The organism is Chryseobacterium sp. FG46, from assembly GCF_057809135.1.
In genome coordinates, this window is the sequence record NZ_JBMDJJ010000033.1 from 15,207 (window position 1) to 41,577 (window position 26,371).

28 protein-coding genes are annotated in these 26,371 nt (G+C 36.1%); 21 read left to right on the forward strand and 7 right to left on the reverse strand.

The genetic code is table 11. From position 1 onward, the window contains the following. Window position 1 precedes the first annotated feature (1 nt). Entirely contained in the window at window positions 2–769 is a 768-nt protein-coding gene (locus ACODR7_RS18840) for a TatD family hydrolase (protein ID WP_488841475.1), read from the forward strand. An 8-nt stretch (window positions 770–777) separates the two neighbouring features. After that, window positions 778–1,923, forward strand: coding sequence for a hypothetical protein (locus tag ACODR7_RS18845; protein ID WP_488841477.1), 1,146 nt, complete (start codon window positions 778–780; stop codon window positions 1,921–1,923). 57 nt (window positions 1,924–1,980) lie between these two features. On the opposite strand, the gene ACODR7_RS18850 is transcribed toward ACODR7_RS18845, so the two are convergent. The 7 genes from ACODR7_RS18850 to ACODR7_RS18880 all read right to left on the reverse strand — a co-directional run bounded on the left by ACODR7_RS18850 (window position 1,981) and on the right by ACODR7_RS18880 (window position 8,386). Continuing rightward, window positions 1,981–3,285: a DEAD/DEAH box helicase gene (locus tag ACODR7_RS18850; RefSeq protein ID WP_488841479.1), complete on the reverse strand. Its 1,305-nt coding sequence runs from the start codon at window positions 3,283–3,285 to the stop codon at window positions 1,981–1,983. A 217-nt stretch (window positions 3,286–3,502) separates the two neighbouring features. Then, entirely contained in the window at window positions 3,503–3,994 is a 492-nt protein-coding gene (locus ACODR7_RS18855) for a DUF6438 domain-containing protein (RefSeq protein WP_488841481.1), read from the reverse strand. A 319-nt stretch (window positions 3,995–4,313) separates the two neighbouring features. Next, entirely contained in the window at window positions 4,314–5,297 is a 984-nt protein-coding gene (gene obgE, locus ACODR7_RS18860; protein WP_076596748.1) for a GTPase ObgE, read from the reverse strand. Window positions 5,298–5,353: 56 nt separating this feature from the next. Further along, on the reverse strand, window positions 5,354–5,932 hold the full coding sequence (locus tag ACODR7_RS18865; RefSeq protein WP_034697446.1) for an adenylate kinase: 579 nt from the start codon (window positions 5,930–5,932) through the stop codon (window positions 5,354–5,356). 154 nt (window positions 5,933–6,086) lie between these two features. Beyond that, window positions 6,087–6,641 carry a phosphoribosyltransferase gene (locus ACODR7_RS18870; protein WP_076596749.1) on the reverse strand — a complete coding sequence of 185 codons (555 nt, stop codon included), beginning with the start codon at window positions 6,639–6,641 and terminating at the stop codon, window positions 6,087–6,089. 193 nt (window positions 6,642–6,834) lie between these two features. Beyond that, window positions 6,835–7,758: an alpha/beta fold hydrolase gene (locus ACODR7_RS18875; protein ID WP_488841483.1), complete on the reverse strand. Its 924-nt coding sequence runs from the start codon at window positions 7,756–7,758 to the stop codon at window positions 6,835–6,837. Window positions 7,759–7,771: 13 nt separating this feature from the next. Beyond that, window positions 7,772–8,386 (reverse strand): hypothetical protein, encoded by a 615-nt coding sequence (locus ACODR7_RS18880; protein WP_488841484.1) that lies wholly within the window; start codon window positions 8,384–8,386, stop codon window positions 7,772–7,774. Window positions 8,387–8,534: 148 nt separating this feature from the next. On the opposite strand from ACODR7_RS18880, the gene ACODR7_RS18885 reads away from it, so the two are divergent. The 19 genes from ACODR7_RS18885 to trxA all read left to right on the forward strand — a co-directional run bounded on the left by ACODR7_RS18885 (window position 8,535) and on the right by trxA (window position 26,194). Next, window positions 8,535–9,821 (forward strand): adenylosuccinate synthase, encoded by a 1,287-nt coding sequence (locus ACODR7_RS18885; protein WP_488841486.1) that lies wholly within the window; start codon window positions 8,535–8,537, stop codon window positions 9,819–9,821. 329 nt (window positions 9,822–10,150) lie between these two features. Next, the gene (locus tag ACODR7_RS18890; RefSeq protein WP_488841488.1) at window positions 10,151–10,996 is read left to right on the forward strand and encodes an energy transducer TonB; all 846 of its coding nucleotides are present in this window, start codon (window positions 10,151–10,153) and stop codon (window positions 10,994–10,996) included. 164 nt (window positions 10,997–11,160) lie between these two features. Next, window positions 11,161–11,934, forward strand: a complete 774-nt coding sequence (locus ACODR7_RS18895) for a ParA family protein (protein WP_002981269.1) — start codon at window positions 11,161–11,163, stop codon at window positions 11,932–11,934. A 73-nt stretch (window positions 11,935–12,007) separates the two neighbouring features. After that, window positions 12,008–12,898 carry a ParB/RepB/Spo0J family partition protein gene (locus ACODR7_RS18900; protein WP_076596756.1) on the forward strand — a complete coding sequence of 297 codons (891 nt, stop codon included), beginning with the start codon at window positions 12,008–12,010 and terminating at the stop codon, window positions 12,896–12,898. Beyond that, window positions 12,899–13,537, forward strand: coding sequence for a DUF5683 domain-containing protein (locus tag ACODR7_RS18905; RefSeq protein WP_076596757.1), 639 nt, complete (start codon window positions 12,899–12,901; stop codon window positions 13,535–13,537). Between the two features lie 62 nt (window positions 13,538–13,599). Continuing rightward, on the forward strand, window positions 13,600–14,301 hold the full coding sequence (gene dapB, locus ACODR7_RS18910; RefSeq protein WP_488841491.1) for a 4-hydroxy-tetrahydrodipicolinate reductase: 702 nt from the start codon (window positions 13,600–13,602) through the stop codon (window positions 14,299–14,301). Window positions 14,302–14,432: 131 nt separating this feature from the next. Next, window positions 14,433–16,088: a signal peptidase I gene (gene lepB / locus ACODR7_RS18915; RefSeq protein WP_488841493.1), complete on the forward strand. Its 1,656-nt coding sequence runs from the start codon at window positions 14,433–14,435 to the stop codon at window positions 16,086–16,088. Then, complete coding sequence (lepB, locus tag ACODR7_RS18920) at window positions 16,088–16,762, forward strand: signal peptidase I (RefSeq protein ID WP_488841495.1); 675 nt, start codon at window positions 16,088–16,090, stop codon at window positions 16,760–16,762. The genes lepB (ACODR7_RS18915) and lepB (ACODR7_RS18920) overlap by 1 nt, the downstream gene beginning before the upstream one ends. Before the next feature lie 11 nt (window positions 16,763–16,773). After that, the gene (locus ACODR7_RS18925; RefSeq protein WP_488841497.1) at window positions 16,774–17,391 is read left to right on the forward strand and encodes a WbqC family protein; all 618 of its coding nucleotides are present in this window, start codon (window positions 16,774–16,776) and stop codon (window positions 17,389–17,391) included. Between the two features lie 93 nt (window positions 17,392–17,484). Next, window positions 17,485–19,167 carry a S8 family serine peptidase gene (locus ACODR7_RS18930; RefSeq protein ID WP_488841499.1) on the forward strand — a complete coding sequence of 561 codons (1,683 nt, stop codon included), beginning with the start codon at window positions 17,485–17,487 and terminating at the stop codon, window positions 19,165–19,167. 124 nt (window positions 19,168–19,291) lie between these two features. After that, entirely contained in the window at window positions 19,292–19,783 is a 492-nt protein-coding gene (locus tag ACODR7_RS18935) for a hypothetical protein (RefSeq protein WP_413931806.1), read from the forward strand. 26 nt (window positions 19,784–19,809) lie between these two features. Beyond that, window positions 19,810–20,499, forward strand: coding sequence for a YiaD family glycine zipper/OmpA-like lipoprotein (locus tag ACODR7_RS18940; protein ID WP_488841501.1), 690 nt, complete (start codon window positions 19,810–19,812; stop codon window positions 20,497–20,499). A gap of 107 nt (window positions 20,500–20,606) precedes the next feature. Further along, the gene (locus ACODR7_RS18945; RefSeq protein ID WP_488841503.1) at window positions 20,607–21,494 is read left to right on the forward strand and encodes a decaprenyl-phosphate phosphoribosyltransferase; all 888 of its coding nucleotides are present in this window, start codon (window positions 20,607–20,609) and stop codon (window positions 21,492–21,494) included. Further along, the gene (locus ACODR7_RS18950) at window positions 21,491–22,810 is read left to right on the forward strand and encodes an FAD-binding oxidoreductase (RefSeq protein WP_488841505.1); all 1,320 of its coding nucleotides are present in this window, start codon (window positions 21,491–21,493) and stop codon (window positions 22,808–22,810) included. The genes ACODR7_RS18945 and ACODR7_RS18950 overlap by 4 nt, the downstream gene beginning before the upstream one ends. Next, the gene (locus tag ACODR7_RS18955; protein WP_488841507.1) at window positions 22,810–23,535 is read left to right on the forward strand and encodes an SDR family NAD(P)-dependent oxidoreductase; all 726 of its coding nucleotides are present in this window, start codon (window positions 22,810–22,812) and stop codon (window positions 23,533–23,535) included. The genes ACODR7_RS18950 and ACODR7_RS18955 overlap by 1 nt, the downstream gene beginning before the upstream one ends. A 4-nt stretch (window positions 23,536–23,539) precedes the next feature. Then, complete coding sequence (locus tag ACODR7_RS18960; RefSeq protein WP_488841509.1) at window positions 23,540–24,127, forward strand: HAD family hydrolase; 588 nt, start codon at window positions 23,540–23,542, stop codon at window positions 24,125–24,127. Window positions 24,128–24,151: 24 nt separating this feature from the next. Beyond that, on the forward strand, window positions 24,152–24,619 hold the full coding sequence (locus tag ACODR7_RS18965) for a hypothetical protein (protein ID WP_488841511.1): 468 nt from the start codon (window positions 24,152–24,154) through the stop codon (window positions 24,617–24,619). 2 nt (window positions 24,620–24,621) lie between these two features. Beyond that, window positions 24,622–25,797: a cysteine desulfurase family protein gene (locus ACODR7_RS18970; protein ID WP_488841513.1), complete on the forward strand. Its 1,176-nt coding sequence runs from the start codon at window positions 24,622–24,624 to the stop codon at window positions 25,795–25,797. A gap of 79 nt (window positions 25,798–25,876) precedes the next feature. Further along, complete coding sequence (gene trxA, locus ACODR7_RS18975; RefSeq protein ID WP_047380983.1) at window positions 25,877–26,194, forward strand: thioredoxin; 318 nt, start codon at window positions 25,877–25,879, stop codon at window positions 26,192–26,194. The last annotated feature ends 177 nt before the right edge of the window (window positions 26,195–26,371 follow it).

The following is a 26,371-nucleotide window of genomic DNA, read 5'->3' on the forward strand; positions in this document are numbered from 1 at the left end:
AATGATTGATACACATACACATCTATACGCAGAAGAATTTGATGAAGACAGAAAAGAAGCCATTCAGAGAGCTTTAGATAAAGGGATTACAGAATTTTATCTTCCTGCTATCGATTCTGAATCCCATGAGAAAATGCTGCAGCTGGAAACAGAGTATCCGGGACAGATTTTTTCAATGATGGGATTACATCCTTGTTATGTAAAACCTGAATCGTGGGAAAAAGAACTTGAAATCGTAAAAAATTATCTTGGCCAGAGACATTTTCCGGCCATTGGAGAGATTGGAATTGATCTTTATTGGGATAAAACAACACTTGATATTCAGGTGAAAGCCTTTGAACAGCAGATTGACTGGGCGATAGAAAAAGACCTTCCGATTGTCATCCATACCAGAGAAAGTTTTAATGAAACATTTGAGGTCCTGGAAAGAAAAAAACATCCGAAACTTAGAGGGATCTTTCATTGCTTTTCTGGAAATCTGGAACAGGCAAAACATGCCATTGATCTTAATTTTATCTTAGGAATCGGTGGAGTAGTGACTTTTAAAAATGGAAAAATAGATCAGTTTCTGAACGAAGTTCCATTGGATAAAATTGTTCTGGAAACAGATTCTCCATATCTGGCTCCGGTTCCTCACAGAGGGAAAAGAAATGAAAGCTCTTATCTTGATCTGGTTGCCGGAAAACTGGTGGATATCTATGGGAAAGACTTTTCTGAGATAGACCGTATTACAACAGAAAATGCTAAAAACATTTTTCAAATACCATAATTTAATCAATGAATGCCCTGTTAAATTTTACAAAGAGCAATCGATTTAATGGCATATTGCTGTTTGCTGTGTATTTCATCATTAATCTTTTATTTCTGACAAAATATGGAATCAGGCAGTCTTTTGTTCCTCTTACTATTTTAGTTATTCTTTTTTCAGGGGGCAATTTATTATTATTCTCTTTAGGAAAATGGTCCTGGTTGAAAAAATTATGGACCGAAAAATCTGTATATCTTCTTATCGTTTTTATAACTCTTGTTTACATTGCTTTGTGCCATGTGATAAAAGATCCCTACAAAATGAATATTGACAGATGGGCAACTTTAGAATTTTCTGTGGAGCATTGGACAAAAGGAGAATATATCTATGATACTCCAAATTTCATGGGAAATTTATCCTCTTATCTCCCCGGGCAACTGCTTTTGTCAAGTGTTTTTTATTTTTTAGGGAATGTCGGCTACCTTCAGGTTGCTGCCTTCTTACTGTTTTCCTATGTTATTTTGGTAGAATTTAAAGGCAATTTTCATAGATTTCTTGCGATAGGAATGTTAGGTATTTCCCTGGCTTATATTTATGAAGTGGTCTGTAAGAGTGATTTTATCTCTTCCTTTATTGCAGTTGCAGCCTTTATTCTTTTTTGGAGCAGAAAGTTTAAAGATAATTATTTTAAAAGACCTTTTCTGTTGGGAATATGTATTGGAATTCTATGTCTTACAAGAAGCGCAGTGATCATTCCTTTGATTATTTTTTTATTAAATCCTTTTATTAAAACCTACTGGAAAAATAAAATAAAATTTGGGGTAAGCTTTTTATTGACGGTAGCAATCTTATTGGCATCTGTTCTGCTGCCTGCCAAAAATATTGAGCATGTGCTGCAATATAATCCTCTTAATCTTCAGGGACAAAGCAATAAATTTGTTATGCTGTTTTTTATTATGCTGTCGGCCATACTTTCCTTTTATGTTAAGAAAATAGAAACAGTATTTTACTTTTCAGCTTATATTCTTTTTTTTGTGATGTTAAGTTTTGTAGGTGAACAGTATTTCACTTTAGGGTTTTCTTACCAGAATAATTTTTTTTCTACCACTTATCTGGCAGCTTGTTTACCTTTTTGTATTATCGGTTATTGCTATACAAAACAAAAAACAGAATAATAATCAACGATCATAAAAAAGGCCGTTTTCACAAGTTGTGAGACGACCTTTTTTATTTTATTTCTTTCTTGTGAAATTCTTGTTCTTAGGTTTTTTAAACCCTACCGAAGCTCCCGCAGAAGGCTTTTTACGGTTGTTATTCGGCCTTGAGCTGTTACTGTTGCCTGTTTTAGGTTTCTCACCACCTGCATGCACAGGTTTGTTATTTGAATCCCTTTTCTGGGCAACAAGATCATCAGTATGGAACGGATGATCTTTGATTACAGGGATTTTCTTTCCAATCAGTTTCTCTGTATTCTTTAAATTCAAAAGATCAAGTCCGTCTACAAAAGATATAGAATTACCTTCGGCTCCGGCTCTTCCGGTTCTTCCGATTCTGTGTACATACGTTTCAGAAACATCGGAAAGCTCAAAATTGATCACGAACTTCAATTCATCAATATCAATTCCTCTGGCAGCGATATCTGTGGCGACAAGAACCCTTGTTTTTCCGGATTTAAAATTATTCAATGCATTTTGTCTCGCATTTTGAGATTTGTTACCGTGAATTGCTTCCGCAGAGATATTATCCTTCTGAAGTTTTCTGGAAATCTTATCTGCACCGTGCTTCGTTCTTGAAAAAACCAATACAGAATCTGCAATGTCATTTTGCAGAATATGAGAAAGTAAATTCAGTTTATTATCCTTTTCTACGAAATATACAGATTGTTTGATGGTATCTGCCGTAGAAGAAACCGGAGTTACCTCTACTTTTATCGGATTATTCAGGATAGAATTAGCCAGTTTCTGAATTTCAGCCGGCATTGTTGCGGAAAAGAATAAAGTCTGTCTTCTCTGAGGTAAAAGTTTAATGATTCTTTTTACATCATGTACGAATCCCATGTCCAGCATTCTGTCTGCTTCATCAAGAACAAAAATCTCAAGATTTTTCAGGCTGATGATGCCCTGTGCAATAAAGTCCAGAAGTCTTCCCGGTGTTGCTACCAGAATATCAATACCTTTTCTCAAAGCTGCCTCCTGGTTTCCTTGCTTTACTCCTCCGAAGATAACAAGTTGTTTTAATGGAAGATATTTACCATACGCATTAATGTTTTCCTCAATCTGAATAGCCAGTTCTCTGGTTGGCGTAAGGATTAATGCTTTAATATGTTTGTTGGGAATTTTATTTTTGGATAAATTCTGTAGGATGGGGATGGAAAAAGCGGCTGTCTTCCCTGTTCCTGTCTGCGCACAACCTAAAAAGTCTCTGCCTTCCAGAATATCAGGTATAGATCTTTCCTGAATAGGCGTAGGTGTGGTGTATCCCTGCTCCTGGATTGCTTTTGCAATAGGTTCTATTAAGTTTAAGTCTGTAAAATTCAAATGAATTATTTTAAAATTTAAATAAAAATTCCTTCAGTCTGAAAGAATTACATTCTGCAAAGGTAGTTTAAAAAAAATTAAGATTTTTATTCTGCTCATTTGCATCTTTATAAAGCTTATTTTATGGCTGTAAAATATCAATGGCCACCCATATACAAGCAGCCAATTGTTTTATTGTAAAAATCTTATCTGGATCAAAAGATCATAGTAAATGAAATTATTTCACTTTAGTCCATTGCTGGTTTTTTCGTAAATTTTCAAAAAACTGATACAGTTCCGAAAGCTTTTCACTTCCACGCTTTCCGTAATCTTCCACATTTTTTGAAGTTCCGTCAGCGAATTGTACTCTTAAATAGGCGGTTGGAAGATCGGTAATATTGTGTTCACCGTATTTGTTATTCAAACTTTTTACATTTAAGCCATCAAGTAAACTGATTAATTTATTATAATCTTCTTCTTTAATGACTCCTTTAAAAGTTCCTTCACGTGGTTTGGAGAACTCATCTTTGGAAGGCTTATCATTAAAATTAAAATGTTCTGCTTCAAAAATTGCAGTTCTGTCCGGGTTGATTGTTATTTTAAAAACAGGGCAGAATCCAAAACACGGAGTTGCCTCATATTCAATTGCAGTATATTTTGAATTTACTTTTTGAGAAGTTGTACAGGATGTCAAAAATACAAATGCGCAAATGGCGAGGAAATATTTCATAGTCTTTTTAAATTTGAAAGAGTCTCCCAATAATTGTTCCAAAAGATAAAATTTTCTTTGTTTCGATGTTAAACATAAAATAGTAAATCTGCTTAACCTTTAAGATTGTATCAAGTGTTAAGAATATGAAGATAAGCTCTGCTTTATGCTTAAGAGATCAGAATGATTCATCTTAACGATGCTTTATTTTTAAATCTTTTCTTAATGGTTTAAAAATTTACGGGAAATTTTATAAAGAAAACAGCCTCAGAGGAAATCTGAGGCTGTTTTTTATGCTGCAGTTCTATTTTCAAAATAAAACTGATAAATCAATGTACTTCTATCCGTGCAATTGTTTCCAGATAGCATCTTTCAGCTCCATAAGACCTTCTCCGGTAACCCCTGAGAAAAATAGAGGCTGTTTGTTTTCCGGGAACTCTGCTGCAATTTCTTTTTTTAGTTCATCATCCAGAAGATCAGATTTTGAAACGGAAACAATGAAATCTTTATCCAAAAGTTCCGGGTTGTACTCCTTCAGTTCATTTTCAAGAATTTTAAACTCCTGGAAATGGTTTTCAGAATCGGCCGGAATTAAGAATAAAAGGATAGAGTTTCTTTCAATATGTCTCAGGAATCTGTGTCCTAAACCTTTTCCTTCTGCTGCTCCCTCAATGATTCCCGGGATATCGGCCATCACAAATGATTTGTAATTTCTGTAATCTACAATCCCAAGATTAGGAGTTAAAGTGGTAAAAGCGTAATTGGCAATTTTTGGTTTTGCTGCAGAAACAGAAGCCAAGAGTGTAGATTTTCCAGCATTTGGAAATCCAACAAGTCCTACATCGGCCAAAATTTTAAGCTCGAAGACAACATATCCTTCTTCACCATCCATTCCGGGTTGAGCATATCTTGGAGTTTGATTGGTAGAGGATTTAAAATGCTCGTTTCCTTTTCCTCCTTTTCCTCCTTGCATCAAAATGATTTCCTGTTTATCCTCAAGGATTTCTCCGATAATTTCACCTTCTTCATTTTTAGCGATAGTCCCAATGGGAACATCGATATAAATATCAGAACCGTCAGCTCCTGTCAGCTGGTTTTTCGCTCCGTTTTCACCTCGTTCTGCTTTTATGTGACGGGTATATCGGAGTGGAAGCAAAGTCCATTCATTAGCATTTCCTCTCATGATGACGTGTCCGCCGCGACCTCCGTCGCCACCGTCAGGACCACCTTTAGGAATATACTTTTCACGGCGAAGGTGGGCAGAACCAGCACCTCCGTGTCCGCTTTTACAATGGATCTTTACGTAATCTACAAAGTTAGACATATAGTTTGTGTTGCGGGTTGCAGAGATGAAACTTCTTATCCCTTGCCATATCCCGATTATTTAATTTTCTCTACCTCAGCGAAAAGTTTTTGGGAAATCTCATCAATTTCTCCAACACCGTTTACCTCTACATATTTACCCTGCTGCTTATAAAGCTCGGCAACTTCTGCTGTCTTGGTATAATATTCTTTAATTCTGTTTTCGATGATCTCTACATTGCTGTCGTCTGATCTTCCGCTGGTCTCACCTCTTTTCAGAAGTCTTTCAACCAAAATTTTGTCCTCTACTACCAATGAAAGACAGATGTCAATCTCGTCATTCAGTACTTCTTTAACGATAGTCTCCAATGCTTCTGTCTGAGCAGTTGTTCTTGGATATCCGTCAAAAATAAAACCGTTGGTATCAGTAGGTTTTTTGATCTCGTCGATCAGCATATCTGTTGTTACCTGATCCGGAACCAATTCTCCCTTATCGATGTATGACTTCGCCAGTTTTCCAAGTTCAGTGTCATTTTTCATGTTGTATCTGAAAAGATCACCTGTTGAAACCTGTTTTAAATTGAATTTCTCGATTAGATTTTGAGCTTGTGTTCCTTTTCCACTTCCTGGAGGGCCGAACAGAACAATGTTTATCATAATGTTGATACGCTTCCAGCAATTGGCATTTTGCTTCCGGCTCCTGGCTTTTGGCGGTTTGCTATTTTGCTTTCAGCTTTTTTAAGTTAATATTAAATTTATTTCTTTATTATAATTTTTAAGCTAAAAGCTATCAGCTATTAGCCAACAGCGTTTAATGGTTGATTTGTCCGTCTTCCAGCTGATATAAATTTGGAAGGTTTCTTCCCAATTCATCATAATCCAGTCCGTATCCAAGTACAAATTTGTTTGGGATTTCTTTTCCGATGTAATCCAGTTTGAAATCTTTCTTGTAAATCTCCGGTTTTAATAGGAAACTAGCCAGTTTTACAGATTTGGGACGTTGTGTTTCTTTGAAATATTTGAAAAGACTTTCAACCGTATTTCCTGTGTCTACGATATCCTCAACAATGATAATATGGCGGTCTTTTACGTCTTTTGTAAGCTCCATTTTCTGATAAACGATCCCCGTAGACTCAGTTCCTACATAAGAACTCATTTGAATGAAGGCAATTTCGCATTCCCCCGGGTAATATTTTAAAAGATCTGAGAAGAACATCACCACCCCATTTAACACCCCAATGAAAACAGGAACTTCATCCTTGTAATCTTCATAAATTCTTAACGCTGTCTCTTTTACAATTTCCTGAATTTCGGCATCCTTTAAATAAGGAACGAAAGTTTTGTCGTGAACTTTAATGCTTTCCATAAAATTTTTAGTAGTTGGCAAAGTTACGGATTTTTGATTAAAATACTTTCCTGTTTTTATCAGTTTGAAAGTTTGTCTTTTTGAGAAGGGGAAAATTTTTTTATTTTCTTAATGGTATCAAGATAAATCTTTTTGATGCTGATTTCTTAATTTATAAATCTGCATAATCTACATGATCAGCGGGAGTCTTTTCCTATTTTGAAATCCAGTGATAGATTTCATCCAGTACCTGTTCCCGTATTTCCTCATTCAAAATCTCATGACGCATTTCCGGATAGATCTTTACGTCTACATTTTGAAAACCGTCAGATTTTAAGTTGTTGACAGTATGCATCACGCCTTTTCCAAAATCACCAATCGGATCATTCTGTCCGCTTACGAATAAAAAAGGAAATGATTTTGAAATTGAAGATGCCCAGTCTCTTGCGGTAGCCTTTTTATAAACGGTAAATAAAGTATAAAAAGCATTATGGGTGAACGGAATTCCACAAAGTTCATCCTTTTCAAAGGCTTTTCTGTTTTTTGTATTGACACTCAGCCAGCTGGTATCGCTGAAATCTTTATCCTTTTTAAAATGTTTGTTATTAACGCTCGTGAAAACAGAATTCAAAAAAGTACGATGACGAGGTGCGATGGTATTAGCTAATGATAAATAAGCTCTCAATAGATTTATTCCAGGCAAAGGCCCACCTGTTCCCGTAATGATAGCTCCGGAAAATTGACTGCTTGCCTTTTGAAGAAGACAACGTGTGATAAAAGATCCCATAGAATGTCCCATAATAAAATGAGGAACTTCCGGAAACTGCTCTGCAAGATGATCCGCCATCATTTTTGCATCGGCTACAAGCCTTTCATCTGGTTTTTCAAGCTGGAAGAAACCAATGTCTTTTTTCTCCTTTACAGATTTTCCATGTCCCAGATGATCATAGGTCAATACAGCAATTTCATGAGCCGCAAAATATGCTGCAATCTCTGCATATCTTCCGCTGTGCTCCTGCATGCCGTGAACGATGAGTAGCGTGGCTTTTGCGGTTTCTGGAGAGAATAGGGTGTAGAAGAGCTGGGAGGTGCTGTTTATTTTAGATGGTAAATAGGCAGACTTTTGTGATGGGTTCATAGTAATTGGAATATTATTTTATTTCAATATCTGGAAGTTTATAATTTCCAACTGTTTCAATTAATTTTGAAGTATTGGTTTTTAAATTATTAAAGAAAGAATCCATATTTTCCGGATACCCTCTTTCACTCAGTGCAAAAAGAAGAACGCCCTTATTCTTTCCATTACTAATAATTTTATAGCGATAAATATTTCTTTCTGCAATAAGTATTTCCTTGCCGTCCTTTGAATTTTCACTGATAAGAAAATCTAAAATATATTCTTCCTTATTTTCAAAAATCTTGTAATTGACGACTGGGTTGGTCTTTTTCATTTCTTGCAGTTCAGCTACTTTTTGATCCACAACATCCTTGATATTAAAATCACCTTTTATAAAGTCGATCAATACCATGCTGTTGTATTTATTGATGTTTTCATGTGAGCTTACATATTCCTGTTTAAAATAATTTTCATTAGGATGCGAACTCCATACGAGATTATATTCCATTTGATTTAGTTTAATGGGACCAGGTATATTTAGATAATCATTTACTTTATTTTGAGCGTTCACATAAATTAGAGGGATTATTAAAAGTAGAATCAGAATTTTAATTTTCATTTGTATAAATTTATAGTAAATATAATCCATTTTATATAGGTGTGAAAGTAAAAAGGTAGAAATGAAGTGATCTTCAACCTCATGATTTTCACCCCAACCCAAAATAAATATCCTCTATAATTTGGTCGTCATTTTTTTTAAAAGTAATTTTGCACGAATCTAAAAACAAAAGTAAAATATGTCAACTTATGTAGTTGTAGGTCTTCAGTACGGAGATGAAGGCAAAGGAAAAATCACGGATGTTTTATCAGCAAAATCGGACTATGTAGTGCGTTTCCAGGGTGGAGACAACGCTGGTCACACGGTTTATGTGGGTGAAGAGAAATTCGTTCTGCACCTTCTTCCTTCAGGAGTTCTTCAATGCAAAGGGAAATGTATCATTGCGAATGGAGTAGTGGTAAACCCTAAGTCTTTCATTAAAGAAGTTGGTCAGATTGAGAGCAAAGGCTTAAGAACAGATCACATCTTTATCAGCAGAAGAGCGCATGTTATCATGCCTTACCACATCCTTTTGGATACTTACCGTGAAGAGGAACACGGAGGAACACAGATCGGAACTACCAAAAAAGGAATCGGACCTTGTTATGAAGATAAAATTGCAAGAATCGGGATCAGAATGGTAGATCTTTTAAATCCTGAAATTTTAAGAGATAAAATTGAGAAAAACTTAAAAGTTAAGAATTCTCTTTTTGAAAAATATTACGGAAAACCAACGTTAGACGTTGAAGAAATCTACAATGAATATCTGGCAATCGGAAAACAGCTTCAGGACAGAATTGTTGATACTGAATTAGAGCTGAACGAAGCGATCAGAGACGGCAAAAACGTATTATTTGAAGGAGCGCAGGCGTTGATGTTGGATATTGATTTCGGTACTTATCCATACGTAACTTCATCTTCTCCGTCTACAGGAGGAGTTTGTACAGGAGCTGGTGTTCCACCAACTTCGCTTCAGAACTTAATCGGTGTGGCAAAAGCATACTGTACAAGAGTAGGAAACGGACCCTTCCCTTCTGAATTAGATAACGAACTGGGTGAAAAAATCAGACAGATCGGTGGTGAATTCGGAGCAACTACAGGTAGACCAAGAAGAACAGGTTGGTTAGACCTTGTTTCTTTAAAGCATGCTTGTATGATCAACGGTATCAACAACCTTGTCATCACTAAACTTGACGTTCTTACAGGAATTGAGAACCTGAAAGTAGTAACACATTACAAAACTGAAGATGGAAAAATCATCGATTATTTCACTTCTTCAACAGAAAAACTATACAATTACGAGCCAATCTACCAGGATTTACCGGGCTGGAGCGAAGACATTACGAAAGCAAGAAGCTATGATGAACTTCCTGACACTGCTCAGAAATATATCGAGTTTATTGAAAAATACTTAGGAATCAACGTATACTTGGTTTCTGTAGGTCCTGAAAGAAGTCAGAACATCATCAGAAAAGAATTATTCTAATATTCTTAGAGATTAAAATAATAAAGAGATTATCATTGGATGGTCTCTTTTTTTTGGTTTTATAACCCTTGCCAAGGTTCAACTTTGATAAGGGTAAGAGGTAATTATTCTGTTTATTATGAATTGCTATTTACAGAAGAAATAACTCCTTTTTCTTCTGTAAACTTTCTATTTATAAATGTTAAAATTTAAACATTATCATAAAATTTTCTAATATTATGTTGTTTCGATAAAATTTTGGCAAATGTTTTGATATTACAACATTGCTTATCGATAAGAGCTAACAAAACTAATAATCACAATTTTTAACAGTTTAAATAGTAGTAGTGATGAAACAACATAACCAAAACCAGGAATTTCGGTTCAACGAAGTCCTCTTTGAGCACCGCAATAAAGAATATGGTGCCTATGTATTAAGAAACGAATCAGATAGAATATTAACCAAAGCGCTTTTTATCGGAGCAAGTTTAATGGCTGCAGTATCCATTACGCCGTTTGTGATTTCTGCATTTAAGACAGTAGAAACAACAGATAAAATATGGGAACTCCCACCACCAGTAATCATTCCTGATGATCCGGTTGCACCTCCGGTAAAAATTACTCCGGTAAAGCCTGAAACAGCTCCTAATACAAAAACGTTTGACAGTACAGTGCCTACACCATCAAGTACAGCTCAGGATAATGTGAAAAAAGATCCCATTCCCGATGATGCTGTAGCGGGTTTTAAAGACAATTTTAAAGGAGATCCTGTAGCGCCAAATACACCCAATGCTCCAACAGTAACAGTGGGAACAGGTCCTGTAATTACAACACCTCCACCAGTGATTTCTGATCCGGTGGACAAAAATAAAATTGCAGAATCCGGAGAACTTGGGGTAGAAGCCAATTTTGCAGGAGGAATAGACTCCTTTCGAAATAAAGTGATGAACAGCTTCGATAGTTCAGGATTTGAATCCGAAGATGTTGTAAAAACGACAGTTACCTTTATTGTAGAAATGGACGGAACCATCTCAGGGGTAAAAGCTAACGGAACCAACGCCGATTTTAACAATGAGGCAATGAGAACAATTAAAATGATTTCCAACAAAGGAAAATGGATTCCAGCCAAAAACAAAAAAGGAGAATTCGTAAGAAGTTATTTCAAATTTCCCATCTCCATGAAATTTGAGAATTAATACGAAAAAGTAAATTTCAAATAGTTATCCACAAAGATTTTTTTTTGTGGATAATTTTTTTTATCCTTAAATTGCTTATTAACAATATTTTAACTCAATTTTGATTTTCCTCACTCACCGAGAGCAAAGAAAAAAGTGTATTTTTGAAACTTAAAGTTCTAATAATGGCAAAAATCATAGGTATTGCTAATCAAAAAGGAGGCGTTGGTAAAACTACCACCGCTGTAAACCTGGCGGCAGCATTAGGAGTATTGGAAAAAAGAATATTAATCATCGATGCTGATCCTCAGGCGAATGCTACATCCGGCCTGGGTGTTGAAGATGTTCAGTATTCAACATATAATCTGCTGGAGCACAGTGCGGATACGAGAGTCTGTATCAAAAGAACGGCAACTCCGAACCTGGATATTATTCCGTCACATATCGATCTGGTAGCTGCGGAAATTGAATTGGTAGACAAGGAAGACCGTGAGTATATGCTGAAAAAAGCATTGGCAAGCGTAAGAGATGATTATGATTATATTATCATCGACTGTGCACCGAGTTTAGGTCTTATTACCGTCAATGCTCTTACGGCAGCAGATTCTGTAATCATTCCGATCCAGTGTGAATATTTCGCATTAGAAGGGCTTGGGAAACTTTTGAATACCGTTAAAAATGTTCAGAAGATCCATAATAAAGATCTTGGAATTGAAGGTCTTCTTTTAACCATGTATGACAGCCGATTGAGATTATCCAATCAGGTAGTGGAAGAAGTAAATCTGCATTTCCCTGAGATGGTTTTTGAAACCATTATCAGCAGAAACGTAAGATTGAGTGAAGCGCCAAGTTTTGGAGAAAGTATCCTGAACTATGATGCAGAAAGTAAAGGAGCGGTTCAGTATATTCAATTAGCTGAAGAAGTTCTTTTGAAGAATGAAAACTTAATAAAGAATTAAATTAATAATAAATGGCCAATAAATAAGTGAATGCCGGGCATCACTTTTCAAACATCATTTATCAATTATATCTATGAAGGACAAAAAAAGAGCTATGGGACGCGGCTTGGGCGCCATTTTAAGTGCAGAATCCAAAGCAACTATCAATTCCGCTACTGATGAAGGAGCAGATAAGTTTGTGGGAAATATTGTGGAAGTTGCGCTTGAAGATATCTATCCGAACCCAACGCAGCCGAGAACTTATTTTGATGAAAAAGCATTAAATGAGCTAGCACAGTCAATCAAAAACTTGGGTGTAATCCAGCCGATTACCCTGAGAAAAGACGGTGAAAAGTTTGAAATCATTTCCGGGGAAAGACGTTACAGGGCAACTAAAATTGCAGGGTTAACGACTATTCCTGCCTACATTCGTTTAGTCAATGACCAGGAGCTTCTTGAGATGGCTCTTGTTGAAAATATCCAGAGAGAAGATCTTGATGCTATCGAAATAGCATTAACCTATCACAGGCTTTTAGAAGAAATAGGTCTTACTCAGGAAAACCTTAGCCAGAGAATAGGAAAGGACAGAAGTACCATTACCAATTCTATCAGACTGTTAAGATTAAATCCGGATATTCAGAATGCCATCAGAAGCGGTGAGATTTCTGCAGGACACGGAAGAGCTATTATCAGCCTTGAAAGTGAAGAGGATCAGCAGGTTTTGTTTGATCTTATTATCAAAGAAAAATTAAACGTTCGTCAGGCTGAGCAGGCTGCTGCTGCATTAAAGAACCCAAAATCTGCTGCCGCTAAAAAAGCAAAAGTAGAGCTTTCCAATAACTATAAAAAAGCCCAGAAGACCATTGCAGATATCTTGGATGTAAAAGTAGAGATCAAAGCTTCTGGAAATGGTAAAAAAGGTAAGATTGTTCTGGACTTCAAAAATGAAGAAGAGCTGGAATATATTTTATCCCATATTAAATAAATGAAGAAAATATTTTTCACATTTTTCTTGTGTATCGCTGCACTGGCTTACTCACAAGTAAAACCTATCGATACCGTTCGGATGCAGACTCTTCCGAAAGAAGAACCTCGTGTGGTGAAACCAGGCAAAACAGAAGCAAAGATTATTGAAGATCTTGAAAAAGCCAATGGTCCCACAGTAAAAACCATAAAGCTGAATCCTACCAGAGCGGGATTGTATTCCGCAGTTTTACCAGGGTTAGGACAGTTTTATAACAAAAAATACTGGAAAATTCCCATTGTTTGGGGAGCGGTAGGAGCGGGAGTTGGTATTGCCGTATGGAATGATAATCAATACAAAAAATATCGGGAATATTACGTAGCAAAGCTGAACGGTACACCTAATGAATTTGTAGACACCCACCCTTGGCTGGACAAAAGAGCTTTGGGTAATGCACAGGACAGAGCCAAAAGGCAAAGGGATTATGCCATTGCCATTACAGGTTTGATCTATATTCTGAATATTGTAGATGCTGTAGTAGATGCCCATCTTTACGAAAGCCGTCATGACCCGGATCTGGTTTTTAAGCCATCGGTTATTCAGGATCAGTATGGGTACAGTGCACCGAAAACAGGATTCAGTTTAAGTTACAGATTTTAAAAGATAATACACCTGCAGAAAGTTCTTAGGATTGAATGCAGATTAAAAAATAAAAAGATTATATGAAAATAGCATTAGTGGGTTACGGTAAAATGGGTAAGATCATTGATGAGATCGCACAGCAGAGAGGTCATGAAGTAGTTGCCCGTCTGAAGGAAACCCCAACTGCTGAGAATCTTAATAATCCGGATGTTGTGATTGAATTTTCACTGCCGGAAGTTGCATTTGAAAACATTAAAGCTTGTCTTGAAAATAAAATTCCGGTGATCTGCGGAACAACAGGATGGCTTGATCAAAAAGCTGAAATTGAAAAACTGGTTGTAGATAACGAAACAGCTTTCCTATATGGCTCTAATTTTAGCTTAGGAGTAAATTTATTCTTTGCTTTAAATGAAAAATTGGCAGCTCTGATGAAAAATGTAGATGAATACTCTTGCCAGCTGGAAGAAATTCACCACATTCATAAGAAAGATGCTCCAAGTGGAACCGCCATTTCCATTGCAGAAGGAATCATTCAAAACAATCCGAAATTTGATGCCTGGAAGCTGGAAGAAACAGAAGGGAAGCAGCTTGGAATTTTTGCAGTACGTGAAGATGAAGTTCCCGGAACGCACAGCGTGTACTACAGAAGTGAGGTAGACGAAATCGAGATCAAACATACCGCATTCAACAGAAATGGTTTTGCACTGGGAGCTGTAGTAGCTGCAGAGTGGATTAAAGATAAAAAAGGAAACTTCGCAATGAAAGACGTTTTGGGGCTTTAATTTGTAACAAATTCTGTAAATTGCGACAAATAAAGAAGATGATGAATAGTGAATTGTAAACAGCGGACTGCTTTTATCATTTATTACTCATCATTTTATCATTGATATCATAAGAATAGGCACAAAAATTTATGAATTATTTTTTAACTTATACAGTATATGTCCTCATACTATCCGTATTGATGGGCATTTCATCTTGGAAACTGTTCAAGAAAATGGGTTATAGCCCTTTATTTGCTTTTATCCCTTTCTACAACTATTTCATTATTCTGAAAGAAACAAAACACCCGAAATGGTGGGCAATCCTGTCTTATCTTCCGATAGTAGGGCCAATCATGATGTCTGTTTTCCACCTTTACCTGGTGAAAAAGTTTGGGAAAACACTTTTCAAAGATCAGATTCTTACCGTGATCCTGCCATTTATTTATATGGCGGTCATCAACTATTCTAAAGATGTAGAGTTAGAAGATGAAAAAGCAAACGATCTGTTTCTTACAGATGAAGAAAAAAATGATAAGAAGAATGATACATTCATTGGTTCCATTACCTTTGCGGTAGTTTTCGCTACCATTATCCACGTTTTTATAACACAACCTTTCGGGATTCCTACAGGATCCATGGAAAGAACATTATTGGTAGGTGACTTCCTTTTCGTAAACAAATGGAGCTACGGTTACAGACTTCCAATGCGTCCGGTAGCCATACCTTTCCTTCAGGGAACCATTATGGATACAGGACAGAAAGGGAATCCGAAAGATGATCCGAAGTCTTATGTAGACGCAGTAAAGCTTCCTTATACAAGAATATTACAATTCAATAAGCCGCAGAGAAATGATGTGGTGGTTTTCAACTATCCTCAGGATTCAGTACATACAGCAATTGACAGAAAAGATCCTTACGTAAAAAGATGTGTGGCTACAGCAGGAGATACTTTTGAGATGAGAGCCGGAAGACTTTTCGTCAACGGAAAACCGGAGACTGTTTTAGGAGACCAGGAAGTACAACATGCATATGTTGTTAATACTAAGGAACAATTAGATATTCCTACGTTATATAAAGGTTATGGTTTTTTACCTGTAAATGAGGAACAAACAAATAGTGGTTTTCGATATACTTTCCAAGGATTAACTAATAAAATCGCTAAAGACATTAAAGAATTACCTAGTGTAATTGATATGGAGGAAAGTGTCTTGCCTAAAGGAATGGCTGCTATCCAACATAAATTAAATTCAGATAAAACAGCATATACAAAAAGTATAGATACTACCCAGTCTATATTTCCAATCAACAAACCATGGAATCAGGATTGGTACGGACCGGTTAGAATTCCTAAAAAAGGAGATGTAGTGGCAATCAATCAGGAAACACTGCCAATGTACCAGTGGATCATTTCTGAATATGAACACAACAGCTTAGAGAAAAAGAACGGAAAGATCTTCATTAATGGTAAAGAAGCGAATCAGTATACTATTCAGCAGGATTATTATATGATGATAGGGGACAACAGAGATGCTTCATTGGATGCAAGATTCTTTGGTTTCGTTCCGGAAGAAAATATTGTTGGAAAACCAATGTTTACATGGATGAGTCTTCAGGGTGCTTTCTCTGACAGCAGTTCCACTTACCAGGCTCCATTCAAAATCCGTTGGGAAAGAATGTTCAAAGCCACCAACACAGGTGAAGCCAATAAAACTTCTTACTGGTGGGTTGCAGCGATGATCCTGATCTTATTCTTCGGATGGGATTATTTCATGAAATTATTCGGAAAGAAAAAAACTGAAGAATAGTGTTTAAAAATAAAATATTTAATAGAGTCCTTTTAATAGGCAGCTTTATTGTAACTCTTTTTATTATTGCAAAACTCTCCGGGGTTTTGCAATATGCTTTTGTACCAACGGCAGGCAATGAGCCTACCATCAAAAAAAAGTCATTTATTGTGATGACCAATATCCTTCCTTATGATAAGTTTAAAATGATTGCTTACAATCAAAATAATGTGGATTATCCTCAAGGTGTTTATGTACAAAGATTAATAGGAACTGAAAATGATGAGATTTTAATTAAGAATGGTGATTTATATGTTAATGATATATTGATAGATAAATTCAACGTGAAACATTCTTACAAAATAGATAGAGGATATGCAAATGATCTTCTATCTAAAGGTACTGAAGAAAGTGAAATCTTTCAGCTTGACGATAATTATTTTATTACACAATTAAGCGATAAAGAACTTAATGATAATTTTTTTCATGAAAGGTTTGTAAACCCGAATGCAAATCAGGATATTCGTAAAATTTATCATAAAGATTGGACTGCTGATAACTTTGGCCCCATAAAAGTTCCAAGTGGAAAATTATTCTTTTTAGGAGATAATCGTAACGCAAGCTTAGATTCCCGTTATTTAGGCTTTGTTGATGAGAAAGATGCTGTAGGACGAGTGGTTTATCCTAAAAACTAGATTATATTATTATGCAAAATATTTTATTACCGGCATTTTATTTGCCCCCAATCTCATGGTTCTCAGTGTTTTTGAATCCTGAGAATGAAATTGTATTTGAACAGTTTGAAAACTTCCCGAAGCAAACCTATAGAAACAGAGCCAATATTTATGGTGCCAACGGAAAATTGTCATTAATAATTCCTATCAACCATAACGGAAAAAGAGAATTTAAAGATGTTGAAATCTCTTACCGTGAAGACTGGAGAACGCTTCATTGGAAATCCATTAAGACCGCATATCAGAGCTCTCCTTATTTTGAGTATTACGAAGACAAGTTCAGAAAAATATTTGACCTTAAAGAAAAGTTTCTTCTTGATTTTAACCTTAAAGGAATAGAAGTAATCCAACAGATACTGAAAACAGAAAAGGCACACTCTTTGAATGAAGAATATATCAAAAATCCTGAGAGTATCAATTTCAGAGAAAAGTTTTCTGCAAAACTTCCTTCAGAATTTCGGATGGAAGAATATTACCAGACATTTTCTGATAAATTAGGATTTTTGGAAGATCTTTCGGTTCTTGACCTTATTTGTAATAAAGGGCCGGAATCGTTAGTGTATATAAAAAATATAAAACAATTAGATTAGCATACCATCGCCTTTGATGACATTTTCAATATAGAACAGATGCAGGTGGCGATTGGAATATGCATAGGTCTTTAAAAAATTAAATATCAACATATGAAAAAGGTATTATTAGCTGCAGTTTTTTTGACAGGTTTTAGTTTCTCTTTTGCACAGGAATCTAAAGCTAAAAGTATTGATCCCAACGAAGATAAAGATCTTATGACATGGTATCATAAAGATTTTGCAACTTCAAAAGTATATGGGGTAAATACAGCAAATGCTTATAAATACTTGGAATCTAAAGGGCTGAAACCTAAAACCGTAGTGGTGGGTGTGTTAGACAGCGGAGTACAGGTAGATCATCCGGGATTGGTAAAGAATCTATGGTCAAATCCGAACGAAGTTCCCGGAAACGGAAAAGATGACGATGGAAACGGATATATTGATGATGTACACGGATGGAACTTTATAGGAGGAAAAAACGGTGATATTGATATCGATAACATGGAGGTGACAAGAGTAGTTGCTAAATATAAACCTGTTTTCGAAGGAGATGACTCCACAAAAAATAAAGCCAATCAGACTAAGATGAAGGATGAGTTTGAGATGTACATGAAAGCCAAAGAGATGTTCAATAAAAAGAGTATCGAGGCTCAGCAGAACTTCAGAACCTATTCTATGCTGAACGAATTGATTCCTAATATGGTAAAACTGCTGGGAGGTAAGCCTGTAACTGCAGAAACGATTGCTGGGATCAAAGCTCCTACAGATCAGAGAGATGCCATTGCGATGGAATTTTTAGGCCAGATCTCACAAAGCCCTGAATTCAAAGGAAAATCAGCTGCAGAGTTTGAAAAGAAGATGAAGGAGGAAATGAAAGAAGCAATCGATCACTTTGCTCCTGCAGCAAAACAATATGACCTTTCATATGATCCAAGAAAAGAGATTGTAGGGGATAACTATGATGACTATTCTGAAAAAATTTATGGAAATAATCATTATGAAGGACCGGACGCAGAACATGGAACTCACGTGGCAGGTATTATTGCCGGACTTCCGCAAGGAAAAGAAGTTCAGTACGGAGTCGCTTCCAAAGTGGCTAAAATCATGTCTGTAAGAACAGTCCCGAATGGAGATGAAAGAGATAAAGATGTTGCCAATGCCATCAGATATGCAGTAGATAACGGAGCAAAAGTTCTAAACATGAGCTTCGGGAAACCTGTTTCTCCAGGTAAAAATGTGGTTTGGGATGCTTTCAAATATGCTGAAGATAAAGGTGTTCTTTTGGTAAAAGCTGCTGGTAACGAAAATGAAGATGTAGCAGAACATCTTGCATATCCTACCAACTTTAAAAATGTTACAGATGAAAAGCCATTTGTAAGTAACGTTCTTGTAGTAGGGGCAAGTACCAATAAAAATAATGCCCTGAGAGCAGATTTTTCTAATTACAACAAAAAAATGGTCAACGTTTTTGCTCCGGGAGAGGAAATCTATTCTACCGTTCCTAAAAACGAATATAAATACCTGCAGGGTACTTCTATGGCTTCCCCTGTGGTAGCTGGAGGAGCGGCTGTTTTACTGGCTTATATGCCGGATCTGAAGCCTTATCAGATCATTGAAGCTCTTGTGAAAAGCAGCAATCCAAGTACAGCAAATGGATTTGGAGACCAATCTCAGGCTGGTGGAGTTATTGACCTGAAAAAGGCCGCAGAATATGCCTATACCAATTTCTATAAAGGTAAACCTTCAGGCACGGCCAAGCCTTCGAAATCCGTAAAAAAGGCTGTTAAAAAATAATTTATCTCCCTGTATTTAAGGAGAAACCATAAAGAGTCCGGATTTTTTCGGACTTTTTATTTTTTATTATAAATTTTGGCACGGTTTTTTGTAACTTTATAGTAACAAAATAATAAACAACAAAATGAAAAAGTTACTACTTGCAGGGATGTTGGGAACATCACTTTTTGCAGTTTCATGTTCCTCTGTTAACAAAGCAGCTACATCTCAAAATCAAAGAGCCGACTTCCTGAAAATGAAAGGTGACTGGCAGATTGTAAGCATAGATTATGATAAAGGTTATAAAATTAAGCCTTTTGACGAAGGTGCAGACGCACAGTGTTTCGTAGGAAGCCACTGGAGATTGATTCCCAATAACTGGACAGGAGCATATACTTTAAACGGTGGTGGAGATTGCCCGGCAATTACACAGCCCATCAAATTTGAAGTAAAAGGCGGTAATACATTTATGTTTAAAAAAATTGCTTCAGGTACAAAAGCTAAACAAAATACAGCAGGTTACAGCCTAACAATGATCAATCAGACTACAGATCAGTTTTCACTTGAGCAAGATGTTCCTTTTGAAGGAGGTAATGTAAAAGTAGTTTACAACTTCCAGAGAGCAGGAATGAAATAATTTATCAACATAAAAGATCAAAAAAAATGAAATTTACAAAAACATACGTAGGAGCCCTTTTCTTATCATCAGCATTATTATTGACAAGCTGTGAAGCGGTTCAGAATTCAAATCACCAACAAAAAGGTACAGCAGTAGGGGTTGCTTCAGGAGCCGTAATTGGAGGTATCCTTGGTAACAATGTAGGAAAAGGAGGAAACGGAGCTATCGGAGCTATATTGGGAGGTATTATAGGTGGCGTTGCAGGTAACGTTATTGGTAACAAAATGGATAAGCAGGCAAAAGATATTAAAGAAACTTTGCCGGGAGCTCAGGTAGAAAGAGTAGGAGACGGTATTAAGGTAACCATGAATGAAAGTATTGTAAACTTTGCTTTCGACTCTTCAAACCTTACTTCTGTTGCACAAACAAACCTTGACAAATTAGCTGAAGTACTGGTTAATAATCCGGATACGAATATTAATATCTATGGTTACACAGACAGCAAGGGTGCAGATGCTTACAACCTTAAGCTTTCTCAAAGAAGAGCAGACGCTGTGAAGGCATACCTGGTAGGAAAAGGAATTGCATCAGCCAGAATGTTTACAAAAGGTGAAGGTGAAGCTATGCCTGTAGCTAGCAACGATACCGATGAAGGAAGAGCTAAAAACAGAAGAGTAGAGTTTGCTATTACTGCCAATGAAAAGATGATTAACGATGCCAAACAAGGCCAATAGTTAATTTAATATATAAATATTTTCGTAAAAGACCGCCCCGGCGGTTTTTTTTGTATTTTTATGCTAGAAATTTTGAATTTATTATTTTTGTATTTGAAATAACATAAATGAAGAAATATTTAAAGCTGCTCCGTGTGGAGCAATGGGTGAAAAACCTTTTTGTATTTGTCCCTCTTTTCTTTTCAGGTAATATTACCAATATAGATCTGCTTCTCAAGAGCATTTTTGCATTTGTTATATTTTCACTTGCAGCAAGTGTGGTCTATATACTGAATGATTATAACGATATTGAAGCAGACCGAAAACACCCTGAGAAAAGGAGAAGACCTTTGGCTAGTGGTGCTATTTCAAAATCAAAAGCCGTAGGAATTCTTATCGGTCTTATTGTGGCAGATATTGCTCTTGTATTCTTTACAAAAATTTATTTCCATGAATTACTTTGGAAATTTGCCATCATCATAGTTTTTTATGTGGTGATGAATCTTGCCTATACTTTCAGGCTGAAGCATGTTCCTATCATTGATATCTTTATTATTGCCATAGGATTTGTTCTGCGGGTACTGGCCGGAGGTTATATTACAGGAATAAGTATCTCACAATGGGCGATTCTGCTTACATTTGTATTGGCTTTGGTACTGGCTATAGGAAAAAGAAGAGGCGAGCTTATCAATGCACAGGTTTCAGGAAAAACAAGAAAAGCGCTGGATGGATATAACGTTCAGTTTGCAGATATTGCTTTATCCATTTCTATTACACTGGCTATTGTCTGTTATCTGATGTTTACCCTTTCTCCGGAAGTTCAGGAAAGATTTCACGAAAGAGTTTTTTATACCGTAATTTTCGTTGTATTCGCGTTGTTAAGATATCTTCAGCAGACCCTTGTTTACAACAGAACGGAGTCTCCAACAAAAATTGTTTACAGAGACCGTTATATACAGGTTACTTTATTGCTTTGGGTAGTTGCATTTTTAATTCAAATTTATTTTAAGAAATGAAACCGAATTTCACACAGAAAGTTACAAACTGGGGAAATTTCCCAATAGTAGAGAAGGAAATGAGATCTGAGGACAGTTTCAGAAAAATAAAAGAATTTGTACTCAATCACAACGAAGTTATTGCAAGGGGAAATGGAAGATGCTACGGAGATGCTTCGTTGGGAGAATCTATATTTTCAACTAAAAAATTAAATAAATTTATCAATTTTGACCGTTTGAACGGCATCATAGAATGTGAATCCGGAGTGCTGCTTTCAGATGTACTGGAAATAGCAGTTCCCCAGGGATATTTTCTATATGTTACTCCCGGGACAAAATTTGTATCAGTAGGAGGTGCTATCGCTTCTGATGTTCATGGAAAAAACCATCATGCAGAAGGATGTTTTTCAGAATATGTGATTGAGTTTAAGCTAATGACTGAGAAAGGTGAAATTATTACCTGTTCCAGAGAAGAAAATGTGGAAAAGTTCTGGGCTACCATTGGAGGAATGGGACTTACAGGAATTATTCTTACCGCAAAATTTAAACTTAAAAATATAGAATCTGCATACATTCGTCAGGAAAGCATCAAAGCGGATAATCTGGATGAGATCTTTAAATTGTTTGATGAAAGTGAAAACTGGACCTACACGGTTGCCTGGATTGATTGTCTTCAGAAAGGAAAAAATATCGGAAGAAGTATTCTGATGAGAGGAGAACATGCTTTCCAGCATGAACTTCCCCAGAGTTTTTCCAAAACACCTTTGAGATTGAAGAAGAAATTTTCTCCTACAGTTCCGTTTTATTTTCCGGGATTTGTACTTAATGCCCTTACCGTAAAAATATTTAATTGGTTATATTATAAGAAACAGTCTAAGAAGGAAGTTAAGAATTTTATCGATTATGAGACGTTTTTCTATCCTTTGGATGCTATTAATGACTGGAATAAAATCTATGGCAAATCAGGATTTATACAGTACCAAATGGTGATTCCTAAAGAAACAGGAAAAGAAGGAATGAGAAAAATCCTTGAAACGATAGCGAATAGCGGAAACGGATCATTCCTGGCTGTTTTAAAACTTTTTGGAAAAAACAATCCTCAGGCTTACAATTCATTCCCTGTTGAAGGGTATACATTGGCTCTGGATTTTAAAGTTAATTCAAAACTGAAAAAACTGGTAGATCAGCTTGATGCTATTGTTCAGGAGTTTGGAGGAAGAATTTATCTTACCAAAGACAGTATGAGCAGATCATCATTGACCAGTTACCTGAAAAATATTCAAAATCCTAAATTTGTGTCTTTACAGCACAAAAGAATCATAAATAACAATTCATAATGATAGTTCTGGGAAGTACATCTGAAGTGGCACAGGCTTTTGTGGAAAAAGCACTTCAGGAAGGAGAAAAGTTTGAAAAAATCTATCTTTTTACCTCAAATAAAGAAACTACAGAGCGTTTTGCAAGACATATTGATGTCAAGTTTCTGCAGCAGGCGGAAGTTGTAGAACTGGATCTGACAAAAGAAATTGATTATAATAGATTTGATAATATCAATTCAAATGTATTATTTTGTGCCGTAGGATATTTAGGAGAAGGAACCGAAGAAGGATTATATGATAACAAAAATACAGAACGTATCATTGAGATTAATTATTCAAAACTGGTTCCTGTGATGAATTATTTTGCCCATAAGTTTGAAAGCAGAAGATCAGGAACGATTATCGGGCTTTCATCAGTGGCAGGAGACAGAGGGAGACAGAGTAATTTTATCTATGGAAGTGCAAAAGCTGCTTTTACGGCTTACCTGAGCGGTTTGAGGAACTACCTTTTTGATAAAAAAGTACATGTTCTTACAATAAAGCCTGGGTTTATGGCAACCAAGATGACAGAAGGCCTGCCTTTAAATCCGAAACTGACAGCAACTCCAAAACAGGCAGCTTCCTGTATTTATAAAGCCTTTAAAAAGCAGAAGGATGTGGCATATGTTTTGCCGGTTTGGAGTATTATCATGATGATTATCAGGAATATCCCTGAATTTGTATTTAAAAAATTAAAGCTTTAAAAAAATGAAAAAATTGTATTGTTTTGATTTTGACGGAACCCTGACATATAAGGATACCATGTTTATGTATCTTAAATTTTACGATTCTACAAAATACCGTATACAATTTTTAAGACATGTACCTCTTTTTATCCTGCTGAAGCTGAAACTGGCCGAAACGGAAAAAGTGAAAAAAAGCTTTATCGGTTCTATTTTAAGGGGACAGACTCAGGAGAAAATAGAGCAGAAGTCTAAAAAGTTTTTTGAGCTGCATTATCCTAAAATAGTGAGGGAGAATGCATTAGACTTTATAAAAAATATCGATAGGAATAATACACAGAGTTTATTGGTAACCGCTTCATTAGATATCTGGGTGAAACCCTTCGCGGAAGAACTTAAAATGGAGCTTGTTTCTACGCGGGCAGAGTTCAAGAACGGGGTTTTCACCGGAAATTTTGTAGGAAAAAATTGCAATGGAAACGAAAAACTGGTAAGAATCAAAGAAGAAATTAATGATTCCAAATACGATAAAATTATTGCATTTGGTGATACTTCCGGAGATCGTCCAATGTTGAAATGGGCAAATGAGGGACATTACCAATTTTTTCACTAATTTTGGGAGATAAAATTGTAAAAAATGAAAAGCCTGATCATTGCATGTGCAGTACTCTTCATGGGCTGTGCCGGCACTTCATCTCAGAAGTCTTCTGCTATGCAGGAAAACACGGAACTCCTGGTTTCTGAAAATCAGGGAGGAACCGATGCTCCCGGCTTTAAGATCATTAAAGACGAAAAGGATTTTCGGAACATTATCAGCGGAAGTTTTGGTATTTCAGAACCAGGAAAGGAATCGTATATCAAATATCCACAATTTCCGAAAAATAAAAAAGTTGTTTTATATAATTTGGGAAGCTTCAGATCAGGGAGTCACAAAATTGAAGAGATCAAAAATATATCTGTTAAAAATCAGATTTTATATGTGGAAGTTCCGGCTGGAGAACCCTCAGGTGGAATGGAAATTCAGATAATTTCAAGCCCCTGGATTATATTTACTGTTCCCTCAGATTACAAATTTACCTCTGTAGAATTAAAATATTCAAAATAATAATGGATAAAGTATATTTAGATAATGCCGCAACCACTCCGCTTGCAGAAGAAGTCATAGATGCAATGGTTGGCACTATGAAAATGAATTTCGGAAACCCGTCTTCAACACACAGCTTTGGGCAGGAAGCAAAAATCCTTATTGAAAATGTAAGAAGACAGGTTGCAGACTATCTTCATGTAACTCCTGCTGAAATCATTTTCACTTCCTGTGGTACCGAATCAAACAATATGATCATCAAATCCTCGGTAGAACACCTTGGAGTAGAAAGAATCATCAGCTCTCCTCTGGAACATAAATGTGTTTCTGAAAGTATTCTGGATATGAAAAGCAGAAAAGGAGTAGAAGTAAATTACATCCGCCCGAATGAAAAAGGAGATATTGACCTTGTTAAATTAGAAGAGCTTTTAAAAGCTTCAGATAAAAAAACACTGGTTAGCTTAATGCATGCCAATAACGAAATCGGAAATATCATTAACCTTAAACAAGTTGCCCAGCTGTGCAAAGAGCATCATGCGCTTTTCCACTCAGATACTGTACAGACAATGGCTCATATGAACCTTGATTTCTCTGATATCCCTGTGGATTTTGCATCTTGTAGTGCTCATAAATTTCATGGACCAAAAGGTGCTGGATTTGCATTTATCAGGAAATCAACAGGCTTAAAAGGAATTATTACCGGAGGACCTCAGGAAAGAAGCCTTAGAGCGGGAACAGAAAATGTTTGCGGTATCGTAGGATTGGGTAAAGCATTAGAGCTTTCTCTGAATCATATGGAGGAATATACCAACCATATGCAGAATATCAAAGAGTATGCAATTGAAAGGCTTTCTGCCGAAGTTGAAGGAATTAAATTCAACGGAAGAAGTGCTGAGAAAGAAAACAGTCTTTATACGGTTTTAAGTGCTTTATTGCCTTATAAAAACCCATTGATAGGACTTCAATTGGATATGAAAGGCATTGCAATTTCTCAGGGAAGTGCATGCTCATCAGGTGCGTCAAAACCTTCAATGGTTATGATGATGGTGCTTTCTGAGGACGAAATGGACCACTGTACTCCATTACGTATCTCGTTCAGCCATATGACCACAAAAGCAGAAATCGATATATTGGTCAATGCATTAAAGGAAATTTCAAGCGATTACTCTATAGAAAAAACTAATGTTGAGCATAGATAGTCTTGTGCTCTAAAAAGCGTAATTTTGAACATCCAATAAAGGAAAAGAAAATAATATTAATTAAAATAAAGAAACAAAAATGGCTTTAGAAATTACAGACAGCTCATTTCAGGATACGGTTTTAAAATCAGATAAACCAGTATTAGTAGACTTCTGGGCAGTATGGTGCGGACCTTGCAGAACTTTAGGACCAATCATCGAAGAAGTAGCATCAGATTTTGAAGGTAAAGCAATAGTTGGGAAAGTAGATGTAGACAACAACCAAGAGATTTCTATGCAGTATGGTATTAGAAATATTCCTACAGTCCTTATTTTTAAGAATGGAGAAGTAGTAGATAAATTAGTAGGTGTAGCTCCAAAAGAGGTAATTGCTGAAAAATTAAGCGCTCACTTATAAAAAAATAAGTTTGATAATGAACGCCTTCCAGTATTGGAAGGCATTTTTTTTAAAATAATTTGCAGATAACAAAAAAAGTTGTAATTTTGCAACCACGAAAAAGAAACGAAGTTCTTTAAAATAATGATCCGGTAGTTCAGCTGGTTAGAATGCCGCCCTGTCACGGCGGAGGTCGCG